Here is a 17,165-nt window from a genome sequence, read left to right as displayed (position 1 = left end):
CGGCGGTTCGGGGTTGGAGCCACCACGCTCCCCCGCGACCGCCAGTCTCGCTACTCCTCCTGGAGCTGCCGTACCGTCAACACGGGCCTGTCGCACGTGCGGACGACGCGCTCGGCGACGCTCCCGATGAGGAACCGGTTCTCGCCGTGGCGACCGCGCGTCCCGCTGGCGACGACGTCCGCGTCCACCTCGCGAGCGTACGCCGTGATCTCCGCCGCCGGACGGCCCTCGCGGACCGCGGTCGTGACGTCGACGTTCGCGCGCTCCGCGACCGCCGACAACGCATCTTCGCCGTCCGCTTCGAGCGCACTCCGCAGTTCGTCGCGCACCGACTCCGGCGAGGACTCCACCTCGGAGGCGTCGACGACGTACAGCGCGTGCACGGTCGCGTCGAACCGCTCCGCGAAGTCGAGCGACACGTCGACCGCACGCTGTACGCTCTCGGAGCCGTCCGTCGCGACGACGACCGAATCGAACATACCCGATGGAACGACCGGCCGTGGCTTAAACCCACCCGACGTGTCACGGCGACCGACGCCCACTCGCAGCCGACCGCTCGCGACCCGAACGCACGCACCTTTTTGGTTCCCGGCGTCGCACTGCCCGCTATGAGTACGCCCGCGCCAGCCGAGGCGCTCGAGGTCGACACCGTCCTCGTCCCCGTCGACGGCAGCGACGAGTCCGTGAACGCCGTCGAGTACGCCGTCACCATCGCCGACGAGTACGACGCCAGCGTGTACGCCGTGTACGTCGTCGGCCAGGACGTCGTGCGCGCCGTCGAGGAAGGAGCGGTCGAAGCGGACGACGTCTCCAGCGACAACCAGTCGTTCATGGACGACGTCGCACCGATCGCCGCCGAGCACGACGTCGAACTCCGGCACTCGACCGCGTACGGCTTCTCGACCACGCGCAAGACCCAGCACCCCGGGAGCGTCGTCCTCGACACCGCCGACGAGGTCGACGCCGACTTCCTCGTCGTCCCCCGCGAACCCATGGGCGAAGGCGGCGACGTCCTCGCGAAAGCCGCCGAATACGTCCTCCTGTACGCCAGCCAACCGCTCCTCTCCGTGTAGCCGACCCCAAAACCGCCGGCCTGGAGGCCGCCGGATGCTACCTCAGTCCGCGAGGCGCAGACTCATCTCGAGTTCGAAGCTCTCGCTCCCGCACGTCTCGAAGCCGACGTCGCGGTAGAGCGAGACCGCGGCGGTGTTCCAGCGTTCGACCGTGAGCCACACGCGGTCGACGCCCTCGCGGGCGCCGTGCCCGAGGAGCGTCACGAGCAGTTCACGGCCGATACCGGCGCGCTGGTACTGCTGGAGCACGAAGATGGCGAGTTCGTACGCGTGCTCGCCGGGTTCGCCGTGGGCTTCGTCCGGGACGAGCGTCGCGTGCCCGGCGACGTCGTCGCCGTGGAACGCCGCGACGTTGATGCCGTCATCGAAGATCGCGTCCAGCCAGTCGTACACGCGCTCCTCGCCAGCCGGCGGAATCCCCTGCGCGCGGTCGGCGGGGTCGAACTCGACGTACATCTCCGCGACCGCGTCCAGGTCCGATTCGTCGATACCGTCGATACGGATCTCGCGGTCCTCCCGGTCCGCGAACGACCGCGGTGGCGTCGGGAACCCGCTCGCCGCGTCGTCGGGGAACGAACGGTTCCCGGTCATCGGACGAGTCGAACGGACGTCGTGGCGTTCAGGAGCACGAACTCGGTGACGGGGCCGAGTCGTATCTTCCCCATCGGGCTCTCGGTGCCGCCGCCGATCGCGAGCTCGTCGAACCCCTCGCGTTCGGCGGTGTCGACCAGCGACGCACCCGGGTCGCCTTCGAGGACGCGCACGTCCACGTCGAGTCCGTGCCGTTCGGCGACCGCACGCGCGTCGTCGGCGACCGCGTCCGGTGACTGCTCCATGTCGTCCTTCTCGATGACCGCGATGGTGAGGTCGTCGCCGGCCTCGGCAGCGCGCTCGACCGTCGACTCGAGCGCCCGCATCGACTCCTCGCCGCCGGCCACTCCCAGCAGTACTCGCATACCCGCACCCACCCGCGGAGACGTCAAAGTGGTTTCGCCGACGACCGACGATTCCGGACGTGCGTCGACCGTCGAGAGCGCGACGGCGTTCGGCCGTCGAGACGCTCAGGACCGTTCGGGCGTCGGGAGGTCAACCTCCTCGCCGTCGGCGTACACGGTCGGGTCCCGGATGACGCCGTCGGAGTGGATGGGCGCGTCGGTGTCGCCGCCGATGCCGGCGTTGTCGCCGATGGCGATGTGGACCGTTCCCGCGGCCTTCTCGTCGAGGAGGACGGAGCCGACGAGGTCCGTGACGGCGACGTTCGTCCCGATACCGAGCTCCGCGAGGTTGTACACGACGTCGCCCGCGTCCGCGGCGAGCTCCGCGAACTGCTCGGCGATACGGTCGTCCTCGATGTCCGTCACCTGGCCGTCCGCGACGTCGAACGCGAGCGTCTGGTCGTCGTCGAGGCGCTCGTACGGCATCATCGTCCCGTCGACGACGAACCGGCCGTTCGCGGTCTCGGGCGCGACGAACACCTCGCCGGCGGGGAGGTTCGAGAAGTCGCCGTCCTCGTGGACCATCCCGGTGTCCGCGCGCCAGTCGCGGTCGCCCGCCTCGAACGTGATGTCGGTGCCGAGGTCGGTCGTCACCCGGACCTCCTCGGCGTCGGCGACCTGCGCGAGGACGTCCTCGCAGCCCGCCGCGATCCGCTCGTAGTCCGCGTCCAGCCCGGTCGTGAACACGTCCTCGGTGATACCGGGGAGGGTCGCGCCGCGCGCGCCGGCGTCGGTCGCCGCGGAGCGCGCTCGCGTGTGACTCAGGCTCTTCGACGTCGGCGCCAGGAACACGTCCGCCGCCGCCATCGCCGCCGCGACCGCTTCCGGCGGCTCCTCGCCGTGGTTCTCGCCCGGCGGATACTGGAGGACGGTCGCGTCGTCGGTCGCCGCGAGCGCCGCCTCGTACAGCGCCTCGCCGATGGGACGGCGCTCGTCGTCGGTCACGACGACCACGCTCTCGTCCTCGCGCACGTCCATGCACTGCTCGATGGCGGTCCGCGCCGGTACCGAAAGGTCGCTCATGGCGCGCACTCCGAACGGAACCGGATTAGGTCTTGCCGTCTGGGCGTCCCGCGGCGCGCGTGACGAGACGGCCAGCCGGCGCCGGCGAGGCCGGCGTCGAGTCCGACGGACCCGGCCCGGTCAGACGAGCGTGGACGCGAGCATCGCGAACAGGCCGACGACCCCGAGGACGGCGCCGTCGGTCTGCACGTAGCTGAGCGCGGACCGACGGCCGCCGACCGCGAACAGGCGCGCGGGCCGCTCGCTGTACTCCGCGGGCGGACGGACGGCGTTCACGCCGCCGACGAACAGCACGAGCCCGGCGACGAAGGTGGCGGCTGCGAGCACGTTGAATCATCCCACATAAGCATAGATGATAAAAAGCATCCTTGTGAAAGTAAGTTCGTTCGGGGTGCAGTTCGTCGAGCGGACGCGCCCGGACCGACCACAGAAGAGTACTCGGCCCCGAGTCATCTTTCGAGCGTTCTCGGCGTCGTCGCGTCCGCACTCGGAACTATTAGGACGGTGGGCGGCGCAGCCTCGCGCATGATACAGGTCGCGGTCAACGGGTACGGAACGATCGGCAAGCGCGTCGCGGACGCCGTCCGCGCACAACCCGACATGGCGGTCGTCGGCGTCGCGAAGACACGCCCGAACTTCGAGGCGGAGACCGCCGTCGAGAAGGGCTACCCGCTGTACGCCGCCATCGAGGACCGCATCGAGCGGTTCGACGACGCCGGCATCGACCTCGCCGGGACCGTCGACGAGCTCGTCGCCGAAGCGGACGTCGTCGTCGACGCGTGCCCGAGCGGTATCGGCGCGGACAACGTCGCGATGTACCGCGAGCACGACACGCCCGCGCTCCTCCAGGGCGGCGAGGACGCCGACGCCGCCGACGCGAGCTTCAACGCACGCTCGAACTACGACACCGTCGAAGGCCTCGACGTCGTCCGCGTCGTCTCCTGTAACACCACCGGCCTCAGTCGCCTCATCAAGCCGCTCGAAGAGGCCTACGGCGTGGAGAAGGTGCGCGCGACGCTCGTCCGCCGCGGCGGCGACCCCGCCCAGACCGGGCGCGGCCCCATCAACGACATCCTCCCGAACCCCGTGGGGCTCCCGAGCCATCACGGCCCAGACGTCGAGACCATCTTCCCTGACCTCGACATCGACACGCTCGGCCTCAAGGTCCCCGCGACGCTCATGCACATGCACTCGATCAACGTCACTCTGGAGGACCGCCCGAGCGCGGGCGCCGTCCGCGACCTCCTCGACGGCGAGTCGCGGACGTTCGTCATCCCCGAGCACCTCGACCTCGACGGCGCCGGCGCCATCAAGGAGTACGCGATGGACTCCGGCCGGCCGCGCGCGGACGTCTGGGAGAACTGCATCTGGGGCGAGTCCATCACGATGGAGGACGACGACCTCTACCTGTTCCAGGCCATCCACCAGGAGTCCGACGTCGTCCCGGAGAACGTCGACGCCATCCGCGCCGTCCTCGGGACCGAGGACCAGACGTCGAGCATCGAGACGACGAACGACGCGATGGGCATGGGCCTCTAGACGACCCGCCGCTGGCGTCCTCGAACGTCCGGTCCATGCCACGGATTCCCGCGGACAGAAGGCTTTTGAGTACGCTGACGTTACTGGTAGCCATGCGGCGTGACGACAACGACGAGCCGTTCGACGACTTCTTCAAGGAGATAGAGCGGATGATGAACGACATGATGGGGGACGGCTCGGACGTGCACTTCGACGGCGGGGACGCCGGGTTCGGTGCCGACACGCACGTCGACGTCCACGAGACCGACGACGAGATCCGAGTCGTCGGCGACCTTCCCGGGGTGGAGAAGGAGGACATCAAGCTCGAGTGCGACGGCGAGACGCTCACCATCGGCGCGCACACCGAGCACCGACAGTACGACGAGCGCGTGTCGCTCCCGGTACGCGTCGACGAGCACTCCGCCACCGCGACGTACAACAACGGCGTCCTCGAGGTCGTCTTCGAGCAGGCCGACTCCTCGGCCGGTATCGACCTCGAGTAACGACCGACTACGGCCGTTTCTGGAGCGCGACTCACCGGTTCGAGACGTTTCGCGTTCGCGAGCGTCGATGATGCCGGGACGCGTCGCGGTCGCGGACCCGGTCGCCGCGAGCGTTCTTCTCACGCCCGGTCGCCGCGGGCGGTGCGTTCGACGAGGGCCGCGAGCCGGTCGTAGAACCCGGGTTCGTACTTCGCGGCGGCGTCGACGGTCGGGCGGGCGTTCGTCTCGTTGACGACGGCGCGCTCGGGCGTGACGAGGAGGTCGACGCCGAGGAGGTCGACGTCGAGGACGTCCGCGACGCGTTCGGCGAGCCGTCGGTACTCGGGGTCGAGGTCGACGCCGGTCGCCTCGGCGCCGCGATGGACGTTGTGCTTCCAGCGCCCGCGAGCGCGTTCCCGGTCGGGGAGCGAGCGCTCGACGGCACCGACGTACTCGCCGTCGAGGACCATGACGCGGTAGTCGGTCGCGTCCGCGAGGTACTCCTGGACGAGGAACGCCTTGTCGCCGGTCGCACGGTAGTCGTGGACGAGGTCGAGGTAGTCGGTGACGCCGAGGAACGAGTCCGCGTCGCCGAGTTTCGCGACGCCGACGCCGCGCGTGGTCGAGTTCGGTTTCACGACCACGGGCGGGTCGAAGCGCTCGTACGCGTCGACGAGCGCGGCCTCGCCCACGGGATTGGAGACCATGGTCGTCTCGGGGACGGGGAGCCCTTCGCGGGCGAGCGTCGCGAGCACGCCGGCCTTGTTCCGCGACGCGAGCACGGCGTCGCGACCGTTCACCCACGGGACGGCGAGCAGCGCGTCGGCGACCGCACCCTCCATGAGCCGTCCGGGGTAGACGAACCCGGCGTCGAACGCGTCGAGCGGGACGTCGACGCCCGCGATACCGCCGTCGCCGGTCAGGTCCACGGTACGCTCGCTGACCGGGACGTGCTCGACGCGGATGCCGCGCTCGCGTAGCGGCTCGCGGATGCGTTCGAACGTCTCCTGGCGGTTCGCCACGGCGAGCCGGAGCATGCCCGCTGGTTCGGGCGGCGTGCTACAAAAGCCCGCGGTCGGGGACGGAACTGCCGGCGTCAGACGGTGGACGAACACGGGACGGCCGCCGCGAACGACGACGGCGAGCGCTCGCGCTCAGCGTTCGAGGCGCGTGCGACGCGAGAACTCGGGGCGTCGCTCAGGAGATGAGGAGCTCTTCGCCGCGTTCGACGTCGATGCGGCACGGCGGGCTGATCTTGTTGTACGCGCGCCGGAACGCCTCCTTGCCGGCCTCGGCCTGGTCCACGTCGCAGTACAGCGTGAACAGCCGCTCGCCGTCCTGGATGCGCGCCGCGGTCCCGACGACCTTCCCGAACGCCTGACGCATCCCGTCGGAGACGCGGTCCGCACCCGCGCCCGTCGCCTGCTTGTTCTCCCGGATCACGTGATGCGGGAACTTCCGCAGGATCATCTTGTAGTTCCCCTCGCCCTGCGTCTTGATCATGTGACGGTTCGCCGACAGGCGCGCCGCCTCCAGGCTACCGTGGCGGATCTGGAGCTCCTCGTCCACGCGCAGACTGATCTGGACGTCGTAGTCGTCGGCGTCGCTCTCCGCGTCGCCCATCTTGTGCTGTGCGATCTTCGACCCAGGGATGCCCGTGATGTACTCGCGCCGCGTGTACGGCGGCTTCGAGATCTCCCGGTACATCGACGCCGGCTTGTCGCTCATGGTTATTACGGCAATGTCCGCCGAGCGCGCAGTTAAGCGCTTCGAAGCGGACCGCCTACGTCGCCCCGCTCGCGTGGCGGGTGGATACCTGGGTCGTGAGACGTGCGAGCGAGTGACTCGGCGAGGGTCGAGAGAGCATCCGAGGAGGGAGTTCGCGGGACGAGCCGCGGGAGCGTTCGGGACGGTGTCGCGTCTTCCGGCCGTACGCGAGTCGTTCCCGATGGTCCGTGGCAGGTGCGCCGGCCCGGGTGTGGGGTCGGGTGCGCCAATCCGCGCGTGGTGACGGATGCGGCGGTCGGCGGTGGAGCGTCGGGTGGGGCGTCGTCAGGCGGTGACGGCGTACGTGCCGTCGTCGCTGGCGACGTGCCCGGCGCTCGTGAGGCTGTTGAGGACGCTCAGGAGGTCGATCTTCTTCATGTCGAGGCACTCTTGTAGGTCCTCGACGGTCGCGGCCTCGGTGACGTCGAGGTACAGGTAGACGAGCTTCGCGCGCGGCGAGGCGATGGTCTCGGGGAGCGTCTCGGGTTTCGCGATGGCGGCGGACTGTTGGATGCTCATGACGATTGAACGGTCGACGACATCGAATATAAGCCTATGCCTGAGAGTGTTCAATCTCCTAGAATGGCATTATATGGATAGACAGTGCATTGCACATTGCTCGTAGTATGAGGTACACTCTCGTGGGGTCGAGATGGTATCTGCTCGGCGTCGATGGCGGCGCTTCAGAATCGTGGATGACGGCCGTGCAGCCACTCACGGCCGCCTAGCATGAGTTGCGCGTGCTCACAGAGACGGCGTGGAACGCCATCCCGACGATACCGACGCGGCCTGTTGCCGCGACTGATACTTGTGGACATAAGTCTATAAGTATACCGGCGAAGACAACATCTAGAAGCTATTGAGCCCAGAGACCACGTTTCGTGGTCTTATAGAGCATTTTCACCAAGTTTCCTCGTTTTCTGTAGTCCGCTGTGGGGTTGAGTCGGACGAACGTCGACCACGGCGACGACCGTCGGTCGGGAGACCGGTGCGTTCTCGTGCCGGGCAGCCCTCGATGCGGTATGGTCGACGACGACGAGACGGAGTACGCGAGTTGGGGCGAGGCGGAGTCGACGGCCAGTGACGCAGTGGACGGGAACGGCGTCGACGACGGGCCGGACGGGTTCGAGATGGCGCGCGAGGAGCGGGAGTCGATGTACCCGATGACGGGGTACGCGCTCGTCCGCATCGAGTACCAGGAGCCGCCGGGGGAGGCGCTGACCGAGGTCGCGCACTACGGGCGGCTCGGCGACGTCGAGCTCCCGGACCCGGCGCCGATGGCGGCGTACGTCGTGTACGACGCCGAGGGGAACGCGTACCGGCGCGCGGACGTCGAAGCCGCCCGGGAGTGACGACGCGGCGACCCCCTGGTTTCTCGTCGAGACCGACAGCCGACGGGCTAGCTGGCGTGCAGTCGAAACGAAGCTACGAGGTGCGGAGCGCGTCGCGACGCCGCGCGCGACGGATCGAAAACTGCGGACGCTATCGTGGTCTCGTCCAGAACTTGAAGATATCGGTCTCGGTAGCGTGCTCGTCGACCGCCGCGCCGGTCAGTGCCCCTGGCAGCCCACACGGGCACCCCGGAGCAGTCGTGCGGTTGAACGAAATGAACCCCGTCGAACGGCCGCGAACCACCCCGAACGGCGTCGCCCGTTGAAGGGCCGCGAGCGGCACGGGTCGACCACGATGAAGGTCGAACGCGTCGCGCTCGTCGTCGTCGCTGCCGTGCTCGTGCTCGCGGGCGCGGCGACGGCGGGCGTCACACCGCTGGCTGCCGGCACCGTCGAATCGCTCTTCGAGTTGACGCTGTGGACGACCGCCGCGCTCTTCGCGGGGACTGCCGTCGTCTGGTTCGCGCTCGCGTACGTCGTCGGCGCGGGGTACGAGTCCCCGCCCGCGGAGCACGACGGCGACGACGTCCAAGTGCGGATCCTCACCATCGACGCCGCCGACGTCGTGCAGGCGACCGTCGACAGCCTCCCCGACGACCTCGACGACGTCCACATCGTCGCCGAGGACGCAATCGACGTCGCGGGCGCGGACGTCCACGTCGTCCCCGAGGCGTTCGAGTGCGACGCCGTCCGGAAGGGTCGCGCCATCGAGTGGGCGCGCCGCACGCTCGACACGGACCGCGAGTACGTGCTGTACCTCGACGAGGACAGCCTGCTCTCCGAGTGGCGGGGGCTCCCGGACGCGGACGTCGTCCAGCTCCGCGAACGCCCCCGTCACACCGGCTCCGCGCTGTCGTACCTCGCGGACGTCTACCGGATGGGCGTCCAGATCGAGCAGCGCGCGTTCGCGCGCCTCTCGGTCCCGCTGTTCGCGTGGGGCGGCGGCATCGCGGTCCGGTCGTCGGTCGAGGACGCGGTGACGTGGGACCGCGAGACGCTCGTCGAGGACACCGCGTTCGTGTGGGCGGCCGCCCGACGGTTCGACGTCGACTTCGCGCTCTCGGAGTCGGTCTGTCGGAACGAGGCGCCGCCGAACCTCACGGAGATACTCCAGCAGCGCCGGCGGTGGGCGGCGGGGAACCTCGACGCGACGAGCCTCCTGCCGACCCGGTACAGGGTCCTGACGCGCGTTCGGAACTACGCGTGGGCGCTGTCACCGCTCGTGACGCTCGTCGTCGTCCCGCTCTCCGTGCTCGGCGCGACCGTCGTGTACGCGACGCTGTTCGTCGCGGTTTCGGGCCTGCTCGCGGCGTTCACGGCGTTCTGGTACCTCCGTGGCGTCCTGTACTACGACGGGAACGAGCAGGTGCCGCTCGTGCTCGCGCTCCCGCTCGCGCCCGTCGTGACGGTCGTGCACTCGATGGGGACCGTCGCGGGCATCCTCGCACCACCCGCCGACTTCCGCGTGACCGAGAAGGCCGGGCCGGACAGCTGAGGCGGACAGGACGACTCTCTCGGTCGAAGCGACTGTGGCGGACTGGACGACTCTACCGGTCGAGACGGCTGCCGAAATCGTGACATCTCGTCGTCGGGTCGTTCGACGAGGCGTCGCTTCTCGTCGGGTGCGAACCACCAGTATCCATTTGGGCGTGCCGCGTGCACGCTCGGGTATGGAGTCCGAGGTCTCGTCGTTGTCGCTGTCGAACCGGGTCGTCCTGCTGGGACTCGCATCGCTCGAAGCCGCCGACGAGACGCCGGTGCACGCGCCGGCGGTCCGGAGCGCGTGCGGCGACTGTACGGACGCGCTCACGGACGCCGTCGTCGGGTCGCTCGACGAGGCGACGGTCGCCCGCGGACTGAACGTGCTCGAGGTCGAGGGACCCGTGGTGCGCGTCGACGACGGGGAGACGTCCGCGGTCGGGAAGGGCCGGCCGGCGTTCGCGCTCGACGCCGAGGTGAGCGAGGTCCTGAACGCGCTGGCTGGTGATGAGGCGCTCGCGCCGGCCGTCGAGGGCGTTCGCGAGCGAGCGTAGGATGCTGCGTCGCGTCCGCGAGACCGCGCCGGCCGGACTGGTGCCACTCGCGTGGACGTTCGCGGCGCTCGCGCATCTGGAAGTGGCGTCGCCGCACACGGTACTGGTCGCGCACGTCGTGATGGACGTCATCCTGGTCGCGTTCGCCGTCCTCTCCTGGCGGGACATGCAGGAGCATCCAGTGTTGCGTGCGTGGCTCGCTGTCATCGTGGTCGGTGCGGGCGTCACGCTCGTCGGGACGTACGCGCTCGCGGTCGACGGCGGGGAGACGCTGCTGCGCGCGACCGTGTTCGGGTGGCTGCTCGTTCCCGCGGTCGCGCTCGGGTACACTGAGCGCGCGCTCTCGCGAGAGGAGGCGGCGTGGGTGTACGCTGCGGGCGGCGTCCTCTCGGCGGTCGGCGCGCTCGCGTTCCTCTACGGGTCGCTCGCGGGGGTCGCGCTCGCGCTCCCCGCCATCGCGCTCGCGGGCATCGGGCAGACCGCCGGCATCCTGAACGCGGTCCTCCAGTACTGACGCCAGCGCTATCGAGTCCACGCCAGCGCAATCGTGTCCACGCCGGCGCTCGACTGGGCCGAGGCTGACGCTATCGGGTCGATGACGCGAGACGTCGTGGGGTGTGCGCCGTCTAGAGGTCGGTCATGACGCGGAGTTCGGTGTCGGTCACCGTCTCCACGCTCTCTGCGGGGACCTCGATGTCGTCGTCGTCCTTGTCGCCGTACCCGAGGCCCTGTATGATGGCCTCGGCCATACCGGGTTCCGGTTCGACGTACGCGACCTGCGCCTCGGCGTCGACCTCGGTCACGATACCGATCTGTTCGCCCTCGACGTCCATCAGGAACTTGCCTTCGTCTGCGGTGGAGAGTACCGTCATCGTTTCCATGTTTCAGGTGCCGCGTTAAGAATTAGTCGGTGGGGTCCGGGGAAAATCGGGTGCTCTGGGTTCGCGTTCAGGTGTCGACGACGTCGGCGAGGTCCGGGCGGGTGGCGTCGACGCCCGCGGGGAGGTCGACGGCGTCGGTACCGGCGTTCGTTGGCGGCGTGGTGCCAGCGCGTGTAGTGCCGGAAGACGTCGAGGTTCATGCGCGGACCCGGAGAGACGAGCGGGGCTGGGACGAGAGTTACGGCTCGTCGACACCGGCGTCATCTGGAGTCTCGTCAACTGACCGGGTAGCGTTCGAGCGTAGCGTTATGTCCATGGCACGCGTCCACCCGGTATGGATCCGGCCTCGCTCGACGTCGCGCGGCGACGGCGCGACCTCCGGGCCGTCGCCGCACACGCACGTGCCAGGGCCGCGGACGACACCATCCCCGCCAGCGACGACATCCCCGCCAGCGACGACGACGCCGCCGCACTCACCGCCGACCCCTACGTCGACGTCGCCGACGCCGACGCCCGCCTCACCGAACTCCTCCGGCACTTCGAGGGCCGCGGGGACCGCCGCGCGGTGTTCCTCTCCGTCTACGCGCGGATGACCGGTGCCGTCGCCGACCGCATCGACCGCGGCGGCTTCGAGGACCCCGAGTGGGTACGCGGGTACCTCGTCGCGTTCGCGGACCACTACCGGCGCGCCGTCCACCGCTACGAGACCGGGCGCGTCGACGCCGTCCCCGACCCGTGGCTGCTCGCGTTCGACGCCGCACGCACCGAACGCTGTCTCGTCGCGCAGGACGCCGCGCTCGGCGTGAACGCCCACATCAACCACGACCTCTCGCTCGCACTCGTCGACGCCGGCGTCGACGACGACCGGCGGACGCGCCGCGCCGACCACGACGCCGTCATCGACGTCATCGCCGGCCTCGTCGACGACACCCAGGACGCGCTCGCCGCGCGCGACGCCGCCGGCATCGCCGGCGTCGACGACCGCCTCGGTCGCGTCGACGAGTGGCTCACCGTCACCACCATCGACGGCTGCCGGACGAGCGCGTGGCGGACCGCCGTCGCGATGACCTCGCGACTCCGCGTCCGTCGACGGTTCGCCCGCTGGTGGAACGCCGCCACGGCAACCGGCGCAGCCCACATCATCCACGGCACGCACGCCAGCGACCGCCTGCACGACACGCTCCGCGACCTCGAACGCGCCGACGCGAACGACTGACCCGCGAAGCAGCCAGCTACTCGACCGATCAGCCGGTCAGGTCCACGCCGTCTTCGGCAGCGACGCCCGCGAGCACGTACTCCGCGGCGGTGCGCGTCGTCGCCAGCGGCACGTCGTGGACGTCACAGATGCGCAGCAGCGCCGAGATGTCCGGCTCGTGGGGTTGCGCGGTGAGCGGGTCGCGGAGGAAGACGATGGCGTCGACCGCGCCCTCGGCCACCTGCCCGCCGATCTGGAGGTCGCCACCCATCGGGCCCGACGCCTTCCGGTCGACGGCCAGCCCGACCTCGTCGCGGATGCGTTCCCCGGTCGTCCCCGTGGTCACGATGTCGATGGTCGAGAGGTACGACTCGTGCGTCGCCGCGAAGTCGAGCATCTCCGGTTTCTCGTCGTCGTGCGCGATGAGCGCGATGCGCGTCATGCCGGTACGTCGCGCGCCAGCGACAAAAACCTCGACGGCGGTCCGCGGACTACCCCGGTGACGGGGCGTCAGGTCACGCGAACGCGCTCGGGGACCGCGTCGCCGTCGACGACGGCCGCGACCGTCGACGCGACCGTCTCCAAGAGGTCCGTCGCCGCCTCCACCGAGCACCACGCCGCGTGCGGCGTGACGAGCACGTCGTCGCGGCCGACGAGCGGCGAATCGACCGGTGGTTCCGTCGGAAGCACGTCGAGCGCCGCCGCCGCGACCGGGCCGTCGTCGAGCGCCGCCGCGAGCGCGTCCGCGTCGACGATGGCTCCGCGACCGACGTTCACGACGACCGCGTCCTCGGGGAGGGCGGCGAGCGCGTCCGCGTCGACGAGCCCGCGCGTCTCGTCGGTCAGCGGTGCGGACACGACGAGCGCGTCCGCGCGCTCGCACACCGCCTCGAAGTCCGCGAGCGCCACGCCGTGCTCGGCCGCCAGTGCAGCGTCCACGTACGGGTCGTACGCCACGGCCTCGTCGAACAGCGCCACGAACGACGGCGCGGCCGCCCGGGCGATGGCGCCGAACCCGACGAACCCGACCGTCGACGCCGCGAGCCGCCGTGGCGCGACCGCACCCCGCCAGTCCCACTCGCCGTTCCGGGTCTGGCGGTCGTACGTCGAGAGTCGACGTGCCGCCGCGAGCGTCAACGCCAGCGCGTGCTCGCCGACCTCCTCGCGACAGTACGACGGCGTGTTCGTCACCGCCACGCCCAGCTCCGCGGCCGCCTCGACGTCGACGTTGTCCACGCCCACGCCGGCACGCACCACCACAGTCGGGTCGACCGCCGCCAGCACCGCCCGCGTCACCGGCGCGTCCGGCCCGACCACGAGCACGTCCGCGCCCGCCGCAGCCGACGTCAACGCGTCCACCTCATCGACGACCGCCCACGCGAACTCGACGTCACCACCCGACGCCTCGGCGACCATCGACTCCAAGCCCTCCAACATCCCCATCCCGTCGCTCACGAACACGCGAACCATACCCGACGCCACGGCCGCCAGCACCGAGAAAGCACGGGCGCCCCGCCCACGTGAGCGACCCGACCGACCGGACCTGCGCTTGGCGACCCGACCGACCGGACCTGCGCTTGGCGACCCGACCGACCGGGCCAGCGCCCGACGACCGCGCCTACGCCGACGCTTCGCCGGTCGCGTCCGCCTCGTCCTCCGTCGGGCGCGTGTACCACCACGCCCACAGCACCAGCACCGCCTGGAGCGGCAGTCGCGCCAACAGCGCCGCGTCCGACGGCTCGAACCGCTCTGGCAGTCCCTCCACGGCCTCGTCGTCGACCGCCATGTACACGTTCGCCGGGAACACCGCCACGAGCAACGCGACGAGCCCCCACGCCGACGCCTCGCGCGTCTCCGGATGCAGCACGCCCAGTCCGAACGCGATCTCCGCGAGCCCCGACGCGTACACGAGCTCTCGCGGCCGCGGGAACACCGGCGGCACCACGCGCTCGAACGCCTCCGGCGCCACGAAGTGCGCCACGCCGGCCAACACGTACAACGGCGCCATCACGAACAACAACACCCGCTTCACCCGCGACATCCCAGTAGCACGCTCGCTCATGTCTCGTCCAAAGCGAACGAACGCGCAAAACCGTTCCCCTCGCCGAACCGTCGAACCCGTCACGCACCGAGCCGTCACGCGACGCGCTCGCGAGCCGCCGCGACCGCACGGTCGCCGCCCGCGACCGCCAGACACGACACGAACGCGGTCGTCCCGAGCTTCCCACCCGCACCGGCGAACGCGGGCGCGACGACGACGAACACGACCCCGCAGACCGCTCCCGCGAGCGCGACCGAACGCACGCTCCCGAGTCGCTCGCGCGACGACATCCCGACGAACGACGCGCAGAACGCGACCGCCGCGAGCCGCTCACCACCATCCACGACCACCGCCGGTAGCACCACCCCACCCACCACGCCAACCAGCGCAGACGCCACGACCGGCCCGAGCCCGAACCGGGTGCTCGACACCGACGTGACCGCCGCCGCCACCGCCGCCGTCGGCACCACCACCACCGCACTCGCCCACGGCACGCCACCCGCCGCCGCGTACTCCACGCCCAACACCAGCCCCGTCGACGCGCACCCGAACAACGCAAGCGTCCCCAGCTTCCCACCGAACCCCGCGAACGACTCCGTCGCCGCGACGAACGCCACCCCCGAGACCACGCCCGCAGCGACCACCCCCTCGACCGACGGGAACACGACCGGCGACGCCATCCCCACGAACGACCCACAGTACGCCGCCGTATCGACGTCAGCGAACACGACCCCAGAAGCGAGCCCCACCAGCCCCGACGCCACCACCGGCCCCGCCCCAGCGTGCACGCTCACGACGTACGTCACCCCGGCCGCACCCGCAACCGCCACCACGTCAGCCACGTCCCCACGCTCTAGCACCACACCATCTATACCACCGAGCGCCCGCCGACCCTCCACGCCCGCCATCACGCCACCGACGACCACCACCCACCCACCAACACTCGCCGACGCCACCGAGAACACCCCCGGCTCCACGACCGCACCAGCGAGCAACGCCAGGGCCGTCCCCACCAACGCAACGAACCCACCGCTCCGAACCAACCACTGCACGACCCAGCATCAGCAGAACGCACCCGAAAACGTTCCGGAACGCGACAACCAACCACCGCCCCTGAGCGCCCACCGCACTCACCACCCGCTCCCCACGCTCACAGCAACAGCTCGATATTCGATCGAGCGCGCACCGCTCTCGGACGAGAGTCGCGTAGAAACGGGATGCCGCCTCCCGGATTTGAACCGGGGACAGCTCGATCTTCAGTCGAGTGCTCTCCCAGTCTGAGCTAAGGCGGCTTACGCTTCTACGTCGGGCGGTTCGTTGTAAAAGGATTTCGAATCGGTGCGGTGTGGGTCAGAGGTCGCCGGTGTGGATGGCTTCGTCGAGCGTGGCCCCGGCGAACGTGATGGTGTCGTCGTGGCTGTGCGTGTAGCCGTGGTCGGCGTAGAACTGGCGGGCGCGGTCGTTCGCGGCGAGGACGGGGACGACCATGTGCGTGAACTCGCGGTCGCGGAGCGCGTCCTCGATGGCGGTGAGGAGGGCGTGGCCGACGCGTTCGTCCCAGTGGTCGGGGTGGACGTAGCACGTGTACAGCGTCGCCTGGTCCGCCGGTGGGTCCGCGTCGTCGGCTGGGGAGGGACCGGCGGAGGCGTACCCGAGGACGCCGTCGTCGGGGTGGTCGGCGACGACGAGCGTCGAGGCGTCCCGGAGGACGCGGTTCTCGACGCCGTCCTCGCTGTACCACTCGTCGAGCTGGGCGTCGAGGGCGTCGGCGTCGACGAGGTCGCCGTACGCGGCGTGGTACGCGTCGTGGGCGACGCGGCGGATACCGGGGACGTCGGCGAACGTGGCGGGACGGACGTCGACGGTCGAGTGCATACGGTTGTGACGTCGCGACAGCCCGAAAAGTGCTTCGCGGGTGCGTCGTCCACCCGCGTGGCGTGGGAGTGGGCACGGACGGAGTCGAACCGTCGGCCTCTTCCTTGTAAGGGAAGCGTCATGACCAGCTAGACCACGTGCCCGCAGTCGACGAGAGCAGACGCGTGTTCATACCGTTTTCGCTCTCTTCCGAAGCGCTTTCCTCGTCGAGTGCGACGATTCGGGCGTGCAACTGGACCGGAGGCAACTGGGTCGGGTGGCGGTCGTGGTCGTGCTCGGCGTCCTCGTCGCCGCGGTCGTCTACCAGCTCGGCGGGTTCGCGCTCCCGTGGGCGACGGACCACGAGGTCGGCGTGGTCGCCGTGACCGACGTCGACGCCGGGGGGAGGACGTGCGTGGCCGTGGAGGTTGCGGACCGGCGGCCGGAACGCATCACGGGGTTGAGCGAGCACGAGTCGCTCTCGAACGGGAGCGGGATGTGGTTCGTGCATCCCCGGGAGGAGAACGTGACGTACGTGATGCGGGACATGGACTTCGCGCTGGATATCGTGTACGTCGGCGCTGACGGGCGCGTGAGCTCGGTGACGTCGCTTCCGGCACCCGACCCCGGGGAGGACGGCGAGTCCATCCGCGCGCCGGGACGCGCGAAGTGGGTGCTGGAGGTCCCGCGCGGATACGCGGCGGCGAACGGCATCGACGCGGGCGACCGCGTGAACGTGACGTACGGGACGACCGATCGCACGGGCTGCTCGAACTGACGGGGGACACGAGCCGCGTCGGCCGCGGTTCCGGCAACCTCGACCGCGACCGACGAACGTTACCGAATCACAGGCCGACTTTTTGTACGTGGGTTCGACGATGCGGTCGTGTCATCGACTCGTCTCCCCGGTCG

Annotated in this window: 23 protein-coding genes and 2 tRNA genes; 9 read left to right on the top strand and 16 right to left on the bottom strand. The window is 70.0% G+C overall.

Annotation, left to right across the window (positions count from 1 at the left end):
• Window positions 1–50 precede the first annotated feature (50 nt).
• Complete coding sequence (locus SM754_RS05890) at window positions 51–479, bottom strand: universal stress protein (RefSeq protein WP_323675299.1); 429 nt, start codon at window positions 477–479, stop codon at window positions 51–53.
• A gap of 129 nt (window positions 480–608) precedes the next feature.
• On the opposite strand from SM754_RS05890, the gene SM754_RS05885 reads away from it, so the two are divergent.
• Complete coding sequence (locus SM754_RS05885) at window positions 609–1,073, top strand: universal stress protein (RefSeq protein WP_323675298.1); 465 nt, start codon at window positions 609–611, stop codon at window positions 1,071–1,073.
• A 42-nt stretch (window positions 1,074–1,115) separates the two neighbouring features.
• Here the strand turns inward: SM754_RS05885 and SM754_RS05880 are convergent, their stop codons facing one another.
• The 4 genes from SM754_RS05880 to SM754_RS05865 form a co-directional block, all read right to left on the bottom strand.
• On the bottom strand, window positions 1,116–1,664 hold the full coding sequence (locus tag SM754_RS05880; protein ID WP_323675297.1) for a GNAT family N-acetyltransferase: 549 nt from the start codon (window positions 1,662–1,664) through the stop codon (window positions 1,116–1,118).
• On the bottom strand, window positions 1,661–2,029 hold the full coding sequence (locus tag SM754_RS05875; RefSeq protein ID WP_323675296.1) for a universal stress protein: 369 nt from the start codon (window positions 2,027–2,029) through the stop codon (window positions 1,661–1,663). The genes SM754_RS05880 and SM754_RS05875 overlap by 4 nt, the downstream gene beginning before the upstream one ends.
• A gap of 105 nt (window positions 2,030–2,134) precedes the next feature.
• A complete protein-coding gene (locus tag SM754_RS05870; RefSeq protein ID WP_323675295.1) occupies window positions 2,135–3,091 on the bottom strand; it encodes an aminopeptidase in 957 nt (318 codons plus the stop codon).
• A gap of 120 nt (window positions 3,092–3,211) precedes the next feature.
• On the bottom strand, window positions 3,212–3,418 hold the full coding sequence (locus tag SM754_RS05865) for a hypothetical protein (RefSeq protein WP_227133310.1): 207 nt from the start codon (window positions 3,416–3,418) through the stop codon (window positions 3,212–3,214).
• Window positions 3,419–3,616: 198 nt separating this feature from the next.
• On the opposite strand from SM754_RS05865, the gene SM754_RS05860 reads away from it, so the two are divergent.
• Both SM754_RS05860 and SM754_RS05855 read left to right on the top strand, forming a co-directional pair.
• Entirely contained in the window at window positions 3,617–4,630 is a 1,014-nt protein-coding gene (locus SM754_RS05860) for a type II glyceraldehyde-3-phosphate dehydrogenase (RefSeq protein ID WP_323675294.1), read from the top strand.
• A gap of 92 nt (window positions 4,631–4,722) precedes the next feature.
• Complete coding sequence (locus SM754_RS05855; protein WP_323675293.1) at window positions 4,723–5,112, top strand: Hsp20/alpha crystallin family protein; 390 nt, start codon at window positions 4,723–4,725, stop codon at window positions 5,110–5,112.
• A gap of 119 nt (window positions 5,113–5,231) precedes the next feature.
• Here SM754_RS05855 and SM754_RS05850 read toward each other — a convergent pair whose 3' ends face one another.
• The 3 genes from SM754_RS05850 to SM754_RS05840 form a co-directional block, all read right to left on the bottom strand.
• Window positions 5,232–6,128 (bottom strand): ATP-grasp domain-containing protein, encoded by an 897-nt coding sequence (locus SM754_RS05850; RefSeq protein WP_323675292.1) that lies wholly within the window; start codon window positions 6,126–6,128, stop codon window positions 5,232–5,234.
• A gap of 160 nt (window positions 6,129–6,288) precedes the next feature.
• Window positions 6,289–6,819, bottom strand: coding sequence for a 50S ribosomal protein L16 (locus SM754_RS05845; protein ID WP_323675291.1), 531 nt, complete (start codon window positions 6,817–6,819; stop codon window positions 6,289–6,291).
• 324 nt (window positions 6,820–7,143) lie between these two features.
• Complete coding sequence (locus SM754_RS05840; RefSeq protein WP_323675290.1) at window positions 7,144–7,377, bottom strand: TrmB family transcriptional regulator; 234 nt, start codon at window positions 7,375–7,377, stop codon at window positions 7,144–7,146.
• Window positions 7,378–7,880: 503 nt separating this feature from the next.
• On the opposite strand from SM754_RS05840, the gene SM754_RS05835 reads away from it, so the two are divergent.
• From SM754_RS05835 to SM754_RS05820, 4 genes are all read left to right on the top strand, one after another.
• On the top strand, window positions 7,881–8,210 hold the full coding sequence (locus SM754_RS05835; protein ID WP_323675289.1) for a hypothetical protein: 330 nt from the start codon (window positions 7,881–7,883) through the stop codon (window positions 8,208–8,210).
• Between the two features lie 334 nt (window positions 8,211–8,544).
• Window positions 8,545–9,744 carry a glycosyltransferase family 2 protein gene (locus SM754_RS05830; protein ID WP_323675288.1) on the top strand — a complete coding sequence of 400 codons (1,200 nt, stop codon included), beginning with the start codon at window positions 8,545–8,547 and terminating at the stop codon, window positions 9,742–9,744.
• A 175-nt stretch (window positions 9,745–9,919) separates the two neighbouring features.
• Complete coding sequence (locus SM754_RS05825; protein ID WP_323675287.1) at window positions 9,920–10,282, top strand: hypothetical protein; 363 nt, start codon at window positions 9,920–9,922, stop codon at window positions 10,280–10,282.
• 1 nt (window position 10,283) lies between these two features.
• Window positions 10,284–10,796 (top strand): hypothetical protein, encoded by a 513-nt coding sequence (locus SM754_RS05820; RefSeq protein WP_323675286.1) that lies wholly within the window; start codon window positions 10,284–10,286, stop codon window positions 10,794–10,796.
• Window positions 10,797–10,908: 112 nt separating this feature from the next.
• On the opposite strand, the gene SM754_RS05815 is transcribed toward SM754_RS05820, so the two are convergent.
• Window positions 10,909–11,154 carry a DUF8593 domain-containing protein gene (locus tag SM754_RS05815; protein ID WP_323675285.1) on the bottom strand — a complete coding sequence of 82 codons (246 nt, stop codon included), beginning with the start codon at window positions 11,152–11,154 and terminating at the stop codon, window positions 10,909–10,911.
• A 343-nt stretch (window positions 11,155–11,497) separates the two neighbouring features.
• On the opposite strand from SM754_RS05815, the gene SM754_RS05810 reads away from it, so the two are divergent.
• Window positions 11,498–12,379 (top strand): DUF5995 family protein, encoded by an 882-nt coding sequence (locus tag SM754_RS05810; protein WP_323675284.1) that lies wholly within the window; start codon window positions 11,498–11,500, stop codon window positions 12,377–12,379.
• 28 nt (window positions 12,380–12,407) lie between these two features.
• On the opposite strand, the gene SM754_RS05805 is transcribed toward SM754_RS05810, so the two are convergent.
• The 7 genes from SM754_RS05805 to SM754_RS05775 all read right to left on the bottom strand — a co-directional run bounded on the left by SM754_RS05805 (window position 12,408) and on the right by SM754_RS05775 (window position 16,417).
• Window positions 12,408–12,800: a methylglyoxal synthase gene (locus SM754_RS05805; protein ID WP_323675283.1), complete on the bottom strand. Its 393-nt coding sequence runs from the start codon at window positions 12,798–12,800 to the stop codon at window positions 12,408–12,410.
• Window positions 12,801–12,868: 68 nt separating this feature from the next.
• Window positions 12,869–13,828 carry an NAD(P)-dependent oxidoreductase gene (locus tag SM754_RS05800; RefSeq protein WP_323675282.1) on the bottom strand — a complete coding sequence of 320 codons (960 nt, stop codon included), beginning with the start codon at window positions 13,826–13,828 and terminating at the stop codon, window positions 12,869–12,871.
• Window positions 13,829–13,976: 148 nt separating this feature from the next.
• The gene (locus SM754_RS05795; RefSeq protein ID WP_323675281.1) at window positions 13,977–14,420 is read right to left on the bottom strand and encodes a DoxX family protein; all 444 of its coding nucleotides are present in this window, start codon (window positions 14,418–14,420) and stop codon (window positions 13,977–13,979) included.
• Between the two features lie 74 nt (window positions 14,421–14,494).
• Window positions 14,495–15,451 (bottom strand): hypothetical protein, encoded by a 957-nt coding sequence (locus SM754_RS05790; RefSeq protein ID WP_323675280.1) that lies wholly within the window; start codon window positions 15,449–15,451, stop codon window positions 14,495–14,497.
• A gap of 166 nt (window positions 15,452–15,617) precedes the next feature.
• Window positions 15,618–15,691: transfer RNA gene (locus SM754_RS05785), tRNA-Phe, on the bottom strand.
• Window positions 15,692–15,749: 58 nt separating this feature from the next.
• Window positions 15,750–16,274 (bottom strand): GNAT family N-acetyltransferase, encoded by a 525-nt coding sequence (locus tag SM754_RS05780; RefSeq protein ID WP_323675279.1) that lies wholly within the window; start codon window positions 16,272–16,274, stop codon window positions 15,750–15,752.
• Between the two features lie 69 nt (window positions 16,275–16,343).
• A tRNA-Val gene (locus tag SM754_RS05775) sits at window positions 16,344–16,417 on the bottom strand.
• 83 nt (window positions 16,418–16,500) lie between these two features.
• Here SM754_RS05775 and SM754_RS05770 point away from each other — a divergent pair.
• Window positions 16,501–17,031 carry a DUF192 domain-containing protein gene (locus SM754_RS05770; RefSeq protein WP_323675278.1) on the top strand — a complete coding sequence of 177 codons (531 nt, stop codon included), beginning with the start codon at window positions 16,501–16,503 and terminating at the stop codon, window positions 17,029–17,031.
• Window positions 17,032–17,165: the final 134 nt, after the last annotated feature.

The sequence above is a fragment of the Halorubellus amylolyticus genome, from assembly GCF_034808145.1.
Taxonomy (GTDB): domain Archaea; phylum Halobacteriota; class Halobacteria; order Halobacteriales; family Natrialbaceae; genus Halorubellus.
This window is presented reverse-complemented; position numbering and strand designations above follow the sequence as displayed.

Coding starts and splice junctions, on each gene's coding strand:
- SM754_RS05870 (WP_323675295.1), bottom strand. CDS start 3,091: ATGAGCGACCTTTCGGTACCGGCGCGGACCGCCATCGAGCAGTGCATG.
- SM754_RS05780 (WP_323675279.1), bottom strand. CDS start 16,274: ATGCACTCGACCGTCGACGTCCGTCCCGCCACGTTCGCCGACGTCCCC.
- SM754_RS05880 (WP_323675297.1), bottom strand. CDS start 1,664: ATGACCGGGAACCGTTCGTTCCCCGACGACGCGGCGAGCGGGTTCCCG.
- SM754_RS05805 (WP_323675283.1), bottom strand. CDS start 12,800: ATGACGCGCATCGCGCTCATCGCGCACGACGACGAGAAACCGGAGATG.
- SM754_RS05845 (WP_323675291.1), bottom strand. CDS start 6,819: ATGAGCGACAAGCCGGCGTCGATGTACCGGGAGATCTCGAAGCCGCCG.
- SM754_RS05830 (WP_323675288.1), top strand. CDS start 8,545: ATGAAGGTCGAACGCGTCGCGCTCGTCGTCGTCGCTGCCGTGCTCGTG.
- SM754_RS05800 (WP_323675282.1), bottom strand. CDS start 13,828: ATGGTTCGCGTGTTCGTGAGCGACGGGATGGGGATGTTGGAGGGCTTG.
- SM754_RS05835 (WP_323675289.1), top strand. CDS start 7,881: ATGGTCGACGACGACGAGACGGAGTACGCGAGTTGGGGCGAGGCGGAG.
- SM754_RS05795 (WP_323675281.1), bottom strand. CDS start 14,420: ATGAGCGAGCGTGCTACTGGGATGTCGCGGGTGAAGCGGGTGTTGTTG.
- SM754_RS05825 (WP_323675287.1), top strand. CDS start 9,920: ATGGAGTCCGAGGTCTCGTCGTTGTCGCTGTCGAACCGGGTCGTCCTG.
- SM754_RS05885 (WP_323675298.1), top strand. CDS start 609: ATGAGTACGCCCGCGCCAGCCGAGGCGCTCGAGGTCGACACCGTCCTC.
- SM754_RS05820 (WP_323675286.1), top strand. CDS start 10,284: ATGCTGCGTCGCGTCCGCGAGACCGCGCCGGCCGGACTGGTGCCACTC.
- SM754_RS05890 (WP_323675299.1), bottom strand. CDS start 479: ATGTTCGATTCGGTCGTCGTCGCGACGGACGGCTCCGAGAGCGTACAG.
- SM754_RS05815 (WP_323675285.1), bottom strand. CDS start 11,154: ATGACGGTACTCTCCACCGCAGACGAAGGCAAGTTCCTGATGGACGTC.
- SM754_RS05860 (WP_323675294.1), top strand. CDS start 3,617: ATGATACAGGTCGCGGTCAACGGGTACGGAACGATCGGCAAGCGCGTC.
- SM754_RS05875 (WP_323675296.1), bottom strand. CDS start 2,029: ATGCGAGTACTGCTGGGAGTGGCCGGCGGCGAGGAGTCGATGCGGGCG.
- SM754_RS05850 (WP_323675292.1), bottom strand. CDS start 6,128: ATGCTCCGGCTCGCCGTGGCGAACCGCCAGGAGACGTTCGAACGCATC.
- SM754_RS05855 (WP_323675293.1), top strand. CDS start 4,723: ATGCGGCGTGACGACAACGACGAGCCGTTCGACGACTTCTTCAAGGAG.
- SM754_RS05810 (WP_323675284.1), top strand. CDS start 11,498: ATGGATCCGGCCTCGCTCGACGTCGCGCGGCGACGGCGCGACCTCCGG.
- SM754_RS05840 (WP_323675290.1), bottom strand. CDS start 7,377: ATGAGCATCCAACAGTCCGCCGCCATCGCGAAACCCGAGACGCTCCCC.